The sequence below is a fragment of the Nostoc sp. genome (assembly GCF_054880495.1).
The window spans coordinates 22,654-35,344 of sequence record NZ_JBTYKD010000328.1 but is presented as its reverse complement, the minus strand read 5'-3'; the positions used below and the strand labels follow the sequence as shown (position 1 = coordinate 35,344).

General features: G+C 42.5%; 9 protein-coding genes. 3 read left to right on the top strand and 6 right to left on the bottom strand.

Annotated features, from left to right (window positions below; all coding sequences use genetic code 11):
• Positions 1 to 125 precede the first annotated feature (125 nt).
• The 4 genes from ACYTXL_RS28645 to ACYTXL_RS28630 all read right to left on the bottom strand — a co-directional run bounded on the left by ACYTXL_RS28645 (position 126) and on the right by ACYTXL_RS28630 (position 4,459).
• Positions 126 to 980, bottom strand: coding sequence for an HIT family protein (locus ACYTXL_RS28645; RefSeq protein WP_461927590.1), 855 nt, complete (start codon positions 978 to 980; stop codon positions 126 to 128).
• Between the two features lie 137 nt (positions 981 to 1,117).
• Positions 1,118 to 1,843 (bottom strand): Uma2 family endonuclease, encoded by a 726-nt coding sequence (locus ACYTXL_RS28640; protein ID WP_461927589.1) that lies wholly within the window; start codon positions 1,841 to 1,843, stop codon positions 1,118 to 1,120.
• Positions 1,844 to 1,981: 138 nt separating this feature from the next.
• Positions 1,982 to 2,794, bottom strand: coding sequence for a type 1 glutamine amidotransferase (locus ACYTXL_RS28635; protein WP_461927588.1), 813 nt, complete (start codon positions 2,792 to 2,794; stop codon positions 1,982 to 1,984).
• A gap of 327 nt (positions 2,795 to 3,121) precedes the next feature.
• Positions 3,122 to 4,459 (bottom strand): MurT ligase domain-containing protein, encoded by a 1,338-nt coding sequence (locus ACYTXL_RS28630; protein ID WP_461927587.1) that lies wholly within the window; start codon positions 4,457 to 4,459, stop codon positions 3,122 to 3,124.
• A gap of 449 nt (positions 4,460 to 4,908) precedes the next feature.
• Between ACYTXL_RS28630 and ACYTXL_RS28625 the strand changes: the two genes are divergently transcribed.
• From ACYTXL_RS28625 to ACYTXL_RS28615, 3 genes are all read left to right on the top strand, one after another.
• Positions 4,909 to 5,496 carry a thylakoid membrane photosystem I accumulation factor gene (locus tag ACYTXL_RS28625; protein WP_461927586.1) on the top strand — a complete coding sequence of 196 codons (588 nt, stop codon included), beginning with the start codon at positions 4,909 to 4,911 and terminating at the stop codon, positions 5,494 to 5,496.
• Between the two features lie 139 nt (positions 5,497 to 5,635).
• Complete coding sequence (locus tag ACYTXL_RS28620; protein WP_461927585.1) at positions 5,636 to 5,848, top strand: hypothetical protein; 213 nt, start codon at positions 5,636 to 5,638, stop codon at positions 5,846 to 5,848.
• Positions 5,849 to 5,867: 19 nt separating this feature from the next.
• Positions 5,868 to 6,476: a hypothetical protein gene (locus tag ACYTXL_RS28615; RefSeq protein ID WP_461927584.1), complete on the top strand. Its 609-nt coding sequence runs from the start codon at positions 5,868 to 5,870 to the stop codon at positions 6,474 to 6,476.
• A gap of 227 nt (positions 6,477 to 6,703) precedes the next feature.
• On the opposite strand, the gene ACYTXL_RS28610 is transcribed toward ACYTXL_RS28615, so the two are convergent.
• Together ACYTXL_RS28610 and bioF are read right to left on the bottom strand one after the other, a co-directional pair.
• Positions 6,704 to 10,948, bottom strand: a complete 4,245-nt coding sequence (locus ACYTXL_RS28610; protein ID WP_461927583.1) for a PAS domain S-box protein — start codon at positions 10,946 to 10,948, stop codon at positions 6,704 to 6,706.
• Between the two features lie 438 nt (positions 10,949 to 11,386).
• Complete coding sequence (bioF, locus tag ACYTXL_RS28605; protein ID WP_461927631.1) at positions 11,387 to 12,568, bottom strand: 8-amino-7-oxononanoate synthase; 1,182 nt, start codon at positions 12,566 to 12,568, stop codon at positions 11,387 to 11,389.
• Positions 12,569 to 12,691: the final 123 nt, after the last annotated feature.

Genomic DNA, 12,691 nt, shown 5'->3' with positions numbered 1-12,691 from the left:
TGGGCAAACCAGCCATGTTAGAGTACAACTTGCCAAGGTACTTGCCCTCAGCCGAGGAATTACCAGATTCTGATGAAACGCCTGTGGATAATGTTTTTCTACCAAAAGCTGTCAGTAAAGAAAAACTATTGCTTTTTAGGAATAACGTTTCTGATTCCACTTTTTGCGCCAACACTATCACCTTTGTAACGAGGGATGATATGAATGCTGGCGTGCATAATATGTTGACCGGCGGCTCGATTGATATTCATTCCTATATTAAAACCATCAGGTTCAAATTCTGCTTTGAGAATTGCTTGTACTTTGTTCACCATAAACCAGCAAGCAGATTGCTCTTTCAATGGTAGTTCAAAATAACTGCTAACATGACGTTTGGGAATAATCAAAATATGTCCTTTACTTATAGGGTAGCCATCAAAAATTGCATAAGCAGTTGCGGATTCAGTTAATAGTTTGAGGCTTTTATGGGGATTACAGAATATACAATAATTAGATGAATTTCGCTGATGATTATAGTGAATATACTCATATAATTCCCGATGTTGATCTAAACAAACTGAAGGAAAGGGAAGTTTGACAATACATTGATATGTCGGTTTTTTATGGACATAATGTTCTCTAAACCCTTCTTTTTTAAGATCCCTTCTTACAGCATAATAAGCTTTACCACCTGGTTTTAATAAGTGTGATATTTCCATAAGAACATTAGTTTGTTCTTCAGTAAATAAGACATTTAAAACATAAAAGCAAATTATTGTATCAAATTTATTATCAGGATATTCTGGGAAATAATAAGGGTCATATCCTGTAATATCACAACCTTTTTGGCGCAATATTTTAACATCATTACCAAAGCCACAACCAAAGTCTAGTATTTTGCCTTGTAGAAGGTTTTGATTTAATAAAAACTGTGCAGGAAATGACAGATAACTTCTTTCGATCGCAGTCAGATGGGTGAACTGATTTTTTTGCTGTTTCATGGAATTTTGGTGCTGATGTCCCCAATTTATTATTCCCAGCATTCCTTGAGGTTATGCGATGTCTACGATGGTTACTGAGCTTGCCGTACTACTTCGTGGAAGCAAGCTACGCGCAGCGTCTCGTAGAGAAGTACAAGCTACGCTGGAGCATCAGGGTCAACACCTAGCTCACGTAACTTAGCTGCTAATATATCAGCACGTTGGCGTTCTTGTTCAGCTTGTTCGCTACTCCACAACAGCAAATTTCCTTCTCTATCCCACCAGCGCAGCCAATTCATCGTTTGGCATAATCTTTCACCCTGCCAAATTCCGAGAAATAACTCTAACTCAGGAATCCAAAAGCGTCCATTGGTATCTGCTTGCGGCAAAATATATTCTCCATTTTGCAAACACCGTAGTTCTAAACTAGGCTCATAGGGATCGTAGGTTACGTAGGTTGGAACTTGGAGAATCTTTTCGTAATAATAGAGTTTACCGTAGGGTGGAGTTGAGCGGACTGAGAGTTCTCCACCTTCTGTGTCTGAGAGAAATTCCATCACTACAGCCACAGCAGCCCCTTCTAAATTCGGGGTATAGCTGCGGCGAACTACATTTGGTCCTACAGACTGCACTTGAGGTACGTAAAACCAATCAGGGGCTTTAACGACAATTTTTTTGTTGACTGTGGCTACAAGTCCAAAATTAGAGCCAATCAGTATCTGGGGTTGGATGCATCCTGTGCTTCCCAAAGCATCGGTAAGCGCAGCACCGATCGCGGGTTGTTGAATATTTTCCACTGGATCGTCAGGTAAAATGAAGTCGGCTGGAAGTGCTTCCCAAGTAACAGTTGGTTCTTTTTGGATGGCGTTAACTTGTAGAACCATAAAACTACTCCTAAATGATATTAGTTATTCTAAACAAATCTTCAGCCAGCCCAGACACCCGCTCATTTCTCAAAAACTACGCCAGTGCTGATGATGGAAATGTGCGGCGTGCAGCCATCAAAGCATTAGTCAGCAATTTCAAAGATGACCCCCCGTCCCTAAACTCACTTTCAACCGCTTAAACATCGCTTCCCGTGCTTGGACAGCAAGATTATCATCTAAAGGTTGCAAGCTAATTTCCTGCTGATACTTTAGCCGCAGCGCTGTTTGAATTAACCAATCGGCGACAAAAGGATTTTTGGGTAATAATGGTCCGTGGGAATAAGTAGCAATCGCATTCTGATAAAATGCTCCTTCTGTCCCATCTTCACCATTATTTCCCAAGCCATACACCACGCGCCCCAATGCTTCCACTTTTCCCAGTTTGGTACGTCCGCCGTGATTTTCAAAGCCTACTAAATATGGTGTACTACCCGTCATCTCTTGCAAATCTCGCGCTAGGCGTGAAGCTGTAACTTCAATTACCAAGTTACCAATACAGCGCTTAATATTTTCACCAGGATGGACGGAAACTAAATCGAGTATTCCCAAACCATCAATTCGTTGTCCTAATCCTGGTTCATAATAATGTCCAAGTAATTGGGGTGAACCACAGGTAAAAACTCCCGGTGTTCCATTTTCGATTTTCTCACGCATAGCGTCGGCTTTGACACCTTGCAAATCACGCATAACAATTTCTTGTTGGCGGTCTTGTGCGCCACCACCAACTATGATATCTACAGCTTTAATATCTGCGGCTGTGGCATTTTGATCCAAGGGTAACACTTTAACATCGTATCCCCGCCACTGAGCGCGACGTTCTATAGTAATTACATTACCGCGATCGCCATAGGTACTCATCAGCGTCGGATAAAGCCAACCTATTGTGATTTCCAATTGTTGATAACTCATAAATAACTCTTGATTAATAACTAATAGTTTTTAAGCTATAGCGGTTCTCAGTTGACTGAGGTACAAGAACCCCACCCCCAACCCCCTCCCTGCAAGCAAGGAGGGGGCTATGATGTACCTTATGTGATTAGGAAACGCTATAAACCACATCTAGTTTGCATAATCTGAAATTGTACATTTATTGTGGGGTGGGCGACACGAGCGCCCAAAATATGCAAGTTAAATGTGGAACAGCTGCTCACCTTAGGGTGAAATCACTCTGTGCATATCCAGACTTGGAGGAGTAATTTCTGTTTGGGTTAGCATATCGACTCCCCACTCCCAAATTTAAAGAATTTTCCGCCCAGTCAAAATTTCTCGCACTTCTAACATGGCTGAATAGGTGGGCAGAATGTGCAAAGTTTCATTCTCTGGTGTATGCTCTAATGCAGTAGCGATCGCTTGTCGCAAATCTTCTTCGACAATTAAATTTAACTTACTCTGAAGGGACTTTTCGCTGTAACGTAGACGTAGAGCCAAATCGTAGACGCGATCGCCACTCACTACTAAAGTCCCTCCCCGTTCGACTAATTTCTCCGTATCCACGTCCCAAATCCAGGATACATCAGTGCCATCGGGCGTGCGATCGTTCAATACCAGCAGTGTGGTTTTATCTGTGCTTTCAGTAACTACGCGAATGGTTTCATTGGTTCCCACTGGATTTTTTGATAACAATATCCGCACGCGTTTACCATTAATTACTAAATCTTCTGCGCGACCAAACGCCGCTTGGAAATTGTTAATACTATCTCTGATTGTTGCTTGATCAATTCCCAACTCAATAGCCGCAGTAGCAGCCGCTAAAGTATTATATTTGTTGTACAAACCAACTAGAATTTGCGACCATTTACTACTTTCGAGAGTCGGTTTACTTTTAGTAAAACCACACTTGGGACAAGTAAAATCTCCCAAATGAGACAAATAAACACCTTTGTAATCTAGAGAATGTCCACATTTGGGACAATAAATAGAATCAACTGCGTGAGGAATTGCTTCTAAATAATGTTCAGGCTCATTTAAGCCAAAGAATAACACCCGTTGGGGTAACTGCTGACCGAGGTTAGATAAAGTTGGGTCATCAGCATTGGGAATTACCACCGTTTCTGTTGGTAACGTAGAAATAACTTTTGTCCAACGCTTACTAATTGTGTCTACTTCCCCATACCTATCGAGTTGGTCGCGGAACAAGTTTAAACAGAGAATAATTCGCGGTTGGAGTGGCGTTAATACTCTTGGTACAATATTTTCATCAACTTCTAAAATCGCGTAATCAACATCTAGTGTGCCTAGTAAATTAGTGCTTTCTAATAGCGCACTCATCAAGCCATTTTCGAGATTTGCACCTGTAGAATTATGAGCGATGCGATAACCCTTGCGTTCTAGTATTGTGCATAAAAGCAGCGCTGTAGTGGTTTTGCCGTTAGTACCAGCAATTAAAATCACCCCGTTTTTAACTTGCTGACTCAATAATTCTAAAAGGCGGGGTTGAATGCGACGAGCGATCGCACCTGGTAACACACTAGCAGCACCCAAACGCAAAAATTGTACAATAAACGTTACACTTTTTGCCACTGACACCGCGAAACCCAATCGCAGCCTATCTATGAATTGTATTTTGTTTTCCACATCTATACCCTAGTCTTCTGGCGGTTGCTAATTGAAAGTATTTAATTGCAAATTTAATCTTGTGAGTTTACCGAATCCTGGCTGAAAAAGCCAGCCATACCAATTTTGGATTTGGGACTTCGACTTCTCTGCGAGACCCTTCTCTACGAGACGCTGCGCGAACGGCAAGCTCAGGGCATCGCGCTACGCGAACCTCAGTCCTTCCCTGCGGGACGCTACGCGAACGACAAGGCTCAGGAAACATCGAACGATTTTGGATGGTTGAGCCTTACGGTTGCGCTACTTTACCTCTGCTTTGATTTTTGCGTAGCGATACCAGCCACTTGCGAGAGATAATCTCAGTAGGCGTTATCTTAAAAAATAGTGTGTGGGCGTAATTACATATCCAGCCCAGTTTGCCGAATTCAGCACAAACTCACAACAACTAGTAACTTGCAAGGTTCCTTTTGATGAATAGCACAAAGTTTCTTTTTTTACATAAACAAATTACTGGCTGGCGAAGGTTGTTATCCAAAAGCTTATTATTGCTTGCAAGTCTTTTCATTATAAGTATGCAACCTGCGTATGCCAGTCTCAATAATGATTTATATGATGGCAACATCTTTGTCATTTATGCTGGCAATGGTTCTTTGGTTCCTCCCAGACAGACACTAGCACAGGCTTTAGCGGAACATAAACCTATATTTTTGGCATTTTATTTGGATGACACCAGCGATTCCAAAAGATATGCCATTTCCATTTCACGGGTACAGGAATTCTATGGTCGGGTAGCAGAGATTATGCCTATTAATGTAGATACTATCCCGCTTAAACAGACCTATGACCCTACAGAACCAGGATATTACTATTCTGGGGGTGTTCCTCAAGTCGTGGTGTTTAATAAATCAGGTGAAGTAGTTTTGAATAAGAAGGGTCAAGTAGCTTTTGAAGATATAGACGATGAATTTCGCAAAATATTTGATTTGGTACCACGCACGGAAACAACAAAGCTAAAGCGGCGAGCCTTCAATGAGTTCAGTAGTGAGTTAGCGAAGTAAGTTCTGGGGTAGACCAAATTGGTCTGCTCTAATTTTTAGTGCTATCTGTTACTACATTTCGTCCAATGCCAAAGCATAATATTTAAATGTCTGTGTTAACAGATTAGAAAGTTAATCCATAGTCTATAGTCCGTAACAAATGACTAATGACCAATACTTCTCTACCAGAGGCTTCGCCAACGGCAACGCTACTTCGACCCTTCTCTACGAGACCCTTCTCTACGAGACGCTACGCGAACGGCAAGCTCAGGGCATCGCGCTACGCGTAGCTTGCTTCCACGAAGTGGTACGGCAAAGCTCAGGGCAACGCGCCGCTCAGTACAAGTCAGTACAAGTGACTAATGACCAATGAGTAACTAGAGTGTATTCTGATGTCAAAGGTTTACACCACCCAGGAGCTAATTCAAATTTTGGCAGATGAACGCCAAGCCTGCCTGAATGGAAAACGTCTAAAATTAGAAATAACTGTCTCTGGCAATCCTCTAATTGACCAGTTTCTCAGAACTGATGGGCTACAACGGTTCACTGCCTATCAAGATTTCAAAACTGCAATTCATGACTATCAGAGGGAAAATCAAGTTTCAGGTATTATCTGGCGGGAGGTAAGAGTCAAAGGGAAAAACTTGAACTATCCCGAAGTAGACACTGAGTTAATCGCTCTCAACAGTGACTTAGAGATATTAAAAGCTGCTAAAAATTCTATCCTAGAATTTTGGTATGAAGTATCTATAGAGATGGATTTATACTTGAGTTTCAATAATAGTAAACAATATCAACAAATTGTCACATCTGATGTTGAGAGAATTGTTCAAAGAACAGAATGGGCAAGTTTGTGTAAGTGGGAAAATTCTAGCTTTTTGGAAATGATTTTGCAGCTAGGATGGGGTAAACCAGAAGAAGCTTATTATAAACGAGGAAGACCGCGATCGGGTAGTGAATATATTCATGCTGTCAATCCTGGTAATCGCCCTATTGGTTGACAAAATAATTCATAATTCATAATTCATAATTAAAGAGACTTTACAGAGCCGCCCACGGAATTTTTAATTTAGTGGTCAACAAGATAGTGGAGACTTAAGTCAATACGCTTGGGTTAAGGCTAATAGGACTTACACACGTACAAATTGATCATGATGTGTATTAAGGAAAATAGGTTGTTTTAGGCTTCAAATGATTAAATTCCATACTCTTTTTGTGGTGTTCTGTACTAAATTCCAGGTTGATTGGGCGCGAGCAGATTGACGATCGCTGTAGCTAATTCCACAGGATCGACGGGTTTAGGTAGGTGTTTTTGAAATCCTGCGGCCATTGCTTGGTTATAATTAATTTCTCCAGCATAAGCAGTCAAAGCGATCGCAGGAATTTGTCCGCCTTGCTCTGGTGGTAATTTTCTCACCTCACCCAGCAGCATATAGCCATCCATTAAGGGCATTCCAATATCGCTTAACAGGATATGTGGCTTTGATTGGGCTAATGTTTCCAGCGCTTGGGCAGCTGACTCAACTGCTGTTACAGTTGCGCCATATTGTTCTAGCGCAAAGCTAAAAAACTCTCGCACATCAGGTTGATCGTCTACAAATAGGATTTGCACTCCAGCCAGTAATGTGTCCTCAGTGGTGAGTTCTGGTTGAGAAGGCTCACTACTGCTGACTCGCAACTCAGAATTTTTTAGCAAAGGTAGTCTGACTGTAAAGGTAGCCCCCTGTCCTTCTCCCCGACTCTCTGCCTGAACTGTACCACCGTGAAGTTCTACTAGATGACGCACAATTGCCAGTCCTAATCCTAGTCCCCCAAATACTCTGGTTGTCTTGGCATCTGCTTGCCGGAAGTAATCAAATACGTAGGGCAAAAATTCCGGGTTAATTCCTTTACCTGTATCAATCACCTGGATTTGGGCATCTAACCCAACTTGCTCTAGACGCACTTCTACTTGGCCTTCTGTGGGTGTGAATTTAACGGCATTGGAGAGGAGATTCCACATCACTTGTTGCAAGCGATCGCCATCACCCAGAACTTTGCCGAGATCATGACTTAGCACCGTTTTTATTTCAATTGACTTGGCTTCTCCTGCTAAACGCACTGTTTCTAGTGCAGATGCGATCGCTACTTTCAAATCTACTGCATAGAGATTTAACCTGACTTTCCCTTGCAAAATCCGCGAAACATCAAGTAAATCTCCAATCAGTTGGGTTTGTAACTTGGCATTGCGCTCGATTGTTTCCAATGCCCGGATTCTAGTGGCATCGTCGAACTTGCGGGTTCTGAGTAATTTTGCCCATCCTAAAATCGGATTTAGGGGAGTTCTGAGTTCATGGGAAAGGACGGCGAGGAATTCATCTTTAATCCGGTTGGCTGTCTCAGCTTGTGCCCTTGCAGTCTTTTCGGCTTCGTAAAGTTGAGCGCGAGCGATCGCTTGACCACATTGTTGTCCCAGTGTCAATATAAATCCCCGGTATTCTTCGTTAAATATTTGGACAGTGGCAAAGCTTAATCCCAGCGCCCCAATTACTTTGCCTTCTGCAATCAAGGGAATGGAAGCCCAGGCATTATTTCCTGTAAGAGCCATTCGACTTGCTAAGTTCGGATATTTAGCAATCATCGCTGCTAAATTTTCTAAAAAAATCGGCGTTCTTGTTCTGACTGTTTCCGCTATCTGGTTAGGTGCAGTGATCGGAAAATTTGCCCAGGCATCGATGAATGATTGCGGATAGCCAATTGCTTGCACAACTTTTAGGGTAGTACCTCCCTCAGTCAGTAAGACAACGGAACCAGCAGTAGCTGACAAAGCGGCAATCCCTTGATTCACCACCACATCAGCCACCTGTTCAGGAGTTAGCGCTTCCGAAAGAGCAGCAGTTATTCTTTGTAAAAGTACCGTGCGATTGACAGATATTTCAGTTTCCTGATAGAGTCTGGCGTTGTCGATAGCTGTCGCCGCCCGTCGAGCAATATCCTCTGCTAAAGCCAAGTCTGTCTGTTTGTAGTGTCGAGCTGACTCGGCTGTGAAAAAAGAGATTGCTCCAAATAATTGCCCACGAGAACGAACTGGAATCACCATTAGAGAACGAATACCCAAGCTTCGCAGCAATTGCAGATGTTCTTCGTCTTTAGCCATCTGGATAAGATGAGAGTCAGATAATTCGGGATAAAAGATAGATATTCCTAGCTGTAACTGCTGTAGCAGCTTTTTAGCTCGGCTTTTGGGTGGATAACGCCGTCGGATTTCCTCTAAAGTATCTAGTTTTGTGGGATCGGCAATTGCGATCGCAATTTGTTTACTTGACCAATCTTCGCGGAAAACATCTACAATACACCAGTCAGCTAAGGTAGGAACTGCGATATTAGCCACACTTTCCAAGGTGATTTCATAATCCAATGAGGCCGCTAGTAAGGTGCTGGCTTCGACTAAAAAGTTTTGAGTCGTTTCAACTCGTTTGCGATCGCTAATATCCTCAATAATCCCTAATGCATACTTTGGTTGTCCCTTCGCATCCCAAACTCCTGATATAGTTAAGTTTACCCAAACAATCGAACCATCTTTGCGGATGTAGCGCTTCTCCAAAGAATAACCACTAATTTCTTTTGCGAAAACCCGCCCAGCATTCTCCCAATCAAGTTCTAAGTCGTCAGGGTGGGTAATTTCCTGAAAGTTCATCTGGATTAACTCTTCATAGCTGTATCCAGTAATTTCACACAGAGCCGGATTAATTTGCAGAAATTGTCCATCCAATGCTACTAGAGAAATGCCCACGGCTGCTTGGTTGAACATTGCCCGGAACCTTTCTTCGCTTTCCTGCAATGCAAGTGAAGTTTGCTTTGCTGCTGTCACATCTGCCAAAATAATCCCAATTCCTACCGTTTCACTCATTGCATTGTTGACGGGGTAATAGTTGCCCAGCCAGTAGCTGTAACATCCTGGTTGTCCCCTGATCTCACTGCTGATTTCCATATTCAGCAGGGGTTCTCCAGTATCCAACACGCGCTGTAACTGTAGCTTCAACTCAGCCGCTAAAGATAACGGCACTTCCCCAAATTGGCGTCCTAGATGCTCTTCTATGGTCAAACCGTTAATGTCAGCGAAAACTTGATTAATTCGGATATATCGCAGTTCCCGATCCAAAAAGCATACAGCAACCGGAGCAGCTCCGAGTAGCGCATCTAGAAGAGATAAAGATTCGCCATAATGGACTAAAGCCTGCTGCATATCTTGATAAAGTCGGGCATTTTCCACTGCTAAGGCAGCACGATGGCTAATATCTGTTGCTAAAGTTAAGTCAGAGCGATCGTAGCGATGGTCTGATTCTGCGGTGACAAAGGAGATACAGCCGAGTAGTCGTTGGTGTGCAATTAAAGGCACAATTATCAAAGACTTGATCCCCAATTCTCGAATCAGTTCTAAGTGTTCCTGATTCTGAGTAGTCCCCACCAATAGCGAGTCAGATACTTCTGAAATTAATTCTGCTTGCCGAGTTTGCAGTACCTTAGCGATGAGATTTGCACCGTTGCGATCGGTGATATACTGCTCAAGTTTACGCGCCAATTCTACTTTAGGTGGGTCTACATGGGCAATGGGTAAGCGGCGAATGGAACCATCTTCATTTAAAATATCAACGCTACACCAATCACCAAGCTGAGGAACTGAGATTTTAGCGATCTGTTGTAAAGTCTGTTCATAATCTAGCGAAGTAGAGAGTACACTACTAAATTCGGCGATATAGCGGAGTCTTTCCTCAGTCTGCTTGCGCTCAGTAATATTCACACCTATACACGTAATACCCTGAATGTTATTGTCTGCATCCTTTAGCGGTTCAACTAGCAAATCATAGTAACGGTCTTTTCCAGATATTGTTAGATAAACCTCTTCACGGGTTGCAACACCAGTTTCTAGTGCCTTCAGCTTAATTGCCCTCAATTGCTCGGTTACTAAAGCTGGAAATAATTGATCATCAGACTTACCTAAGATTTCCTCAGTAGTATCTAAACCTTGAGGATGATGAATCCACTGATATCGCAAATCGCGATCTTGCTGAAAGACGACGATATCTGAACTACTTAACGCTAATTGAAATCGCTCCTCACTAACTCTCAGCTTTTGAAGATTTTCATCAGCTTGTCTTTTAGCAGTCTTTAAGGCATCACATAGGATACTAAAGAGCAATCCTTGGAATGCAAACAACCCAATTGGCACACAATTGGATATGTCAAAATTCAGTTCATTAACTGGGGGGAGAAAGAAGTAATCGCTCAGTAACGCAGACAAGGAAGTTGCTAACAGCCCTGACTTCAAACCACCATACCAAGCACTCACCATTACAGCGCTTAAAAACAGCAGGAAAGGACTTGCACTGCTTAACCAGGGGTTTGGCATCAACATTATTATCGCTAATGCAACTACGACAATTAAGAAAACAATGCTATAACGCAGTAATTGGGAAGAATGAATATGGGGCATGAAAATGTCTAGGAACAACCAATACTTATTGCAGAGACTCTACATACCGTAAGCTAGTTCGCTAATTTTAGTAACTTATCCCCAGATAGATTTTTATTTAGTTTGAAAAACCTCTTTTGCTAGAAGCTAATTGTTCAATAATATAGTAGGAAAATAAAAAATTATCGTGAATTTTATATATAGCAATCCTGTTTGATTTGTAAAGATTGAAAGCCACCCATCTCGACTTATCAAAGAAGTCGGGGATGTTGTTTAAGATTGCTATAAGTAAGTGGGCGAAGATAAACCAAACTATGTTAATTAAATAAAAATATTAAAATTTGCTTGTAAAGAGGGCTTCAGCCCTCTCTACGAGACGCTACGCGTAGATTGCTTCCCCAAAGGGTGTACACTATAAACCTTTAATTATTTACGCCTACCTACTTAGAATCTCAGGAGTTAACAGATATGCTTCAGCACTGCTACCAATTTTTCAATATGTGCTGCTTCATGAGTTGCCATTAAAGATATTCTGATCCGACTTGTGGGCACTGTGGGGGGACGAATTGCTGGGGCAAAAATGCCAGCATCTCTTAGCTGTTTTCCAGCTTTGAGGGCATCTGTCGCACTAGGCAATTGAAAACATAATATAGGTGATTCCGAAGGCAGTAATTTTAGATTAGGTAACTGTTGTTGCAGTAAATTTTTCAAGTAATCTACATTTTCCCACAATTGGGCACGGCGTTGCGGTTCTTGTTGCACTATCTTGATTGCTGCTAAGGCCGCCGCCGTATCAGCAGGTGAAAGCCCAGTGGTGTAAATCCAAGTGGATGCGCGGTTTCGCAAAAAGTCAATTAAGGCGCTACTTGCAGCTACATACCCGCCTAAACTACCCAAAGCTTTACTCAAGGTGCCAACTTGAACTAACTGCTTTCCTGTACACCCAAAATGTTCCACACACCCAGCGCCAGTTTTTCCTAGTACCCCAGTGGCATGAGCTTCATCAACTAACAGCATACAGCTAAATTCATCAGCGAGATCCAACAGTCGGGGCAACGGACATAAATCGCCATCCATGCTGAAGACGCTATCAGTCAGAATCAAACAGCGTCGGTAGTTGTGCCGTTGTTGACTCAAGTGAGTTTTTAATACTGCAAGATCACAATGCGGATATTCCACAACTGCTGCACCGCTAAGAATCGCCCCATTTTTCAGACTGGAATGATTGTATTGGTCAGATAAAATTAAATCACGCTTGCCAACGATCGCGGTAATTGCGCCCAAATTTGCTAGATACCCAGAACTAAATACCAAGGCATCTTCTGTTTGTTTGGTAGATGCGATCGCCTCTTCTAAATCTCTGTGTAATTCTCTATGCCCACTGAGTAATCTAGAACCAGTACTACCAGTGCCAAAATCGGCGATCGCAGCAGTTGCGGCTGCCTTCAACCTCTGATCTCCCGCAAGTCCTAAATAGTCATTGCTGGCAAAATTAATTACCTCTTGCCCAGCTAAAACCACCGTTGCACCAGGACGACTCTGGATTGTTTGTACTGAACGATACCAGTCTGCCCGATGAATAGTTGCTAAGGATTGTTCTAGCCAAGCATAAGGGTCAGTAGGGAGTGGGGAGTGGGGAATCGCTTTCAAGGGTAGTATTTAAAAGGGTGCGTTATGTGGACGAAGCTCTGAGCTTGGTGAATGAAGCTCTGAGTTTGGTGAATGCTTTTGCCTAGTCCGTCCATCCCGGCAATAAACACACCG

Coding starts and splice junctions, on each gene's coding strand:
- ACYTXL_RS28610 (WP_461927583.1), bottom strand. CDS start 10,948: ATGCCCCATATTCATTCTTCCCAATTACTGCGTTATAGCATTGTTTTC.
- ACYTXL_RS28640 (WP_461927589.1), bottom strand. CDS start 1,843: ATGGTTCTACAAGTTAACGCCATCCAAAAAGAACCAACTGTTACTTGG.
- ACYTXL_RS28635 (WP_461927588.1), bottom strand. CDS start 2,794: ATGAGTTATCAACAATTGGAAATCACAATAGGTTGGCTTTATCCGACG.
- ACYTXL_RS28625 (WP_461927586.1), top strand. CDS start 4,909: ATGAATAGCACAAAGTTTCTTTTTTTACATAAACAAATTACTGGCTGG.
- ACYTXL_RS28620 (WP_461927585.1), top strand. CDS start 5,636: ATGACTAATGACCAATACTTCTCTACCAGAGGCTTCGCCAACGGCAAC.
- ACYTXL_RS28615 (WP_461927584.1), top strand. CDS start 5,868: ATGTCAAAGGTTTACACCACCCAGGAGCTAATTCAAATTTTGGCAGAT.
- ACYTXL_RS28645 (WP_461927590.1), bottom strand. CDS start 980: ATGAAACAGCAAAAAAATCAGTTCACCCATCTGACTGCGATCGAAAGA.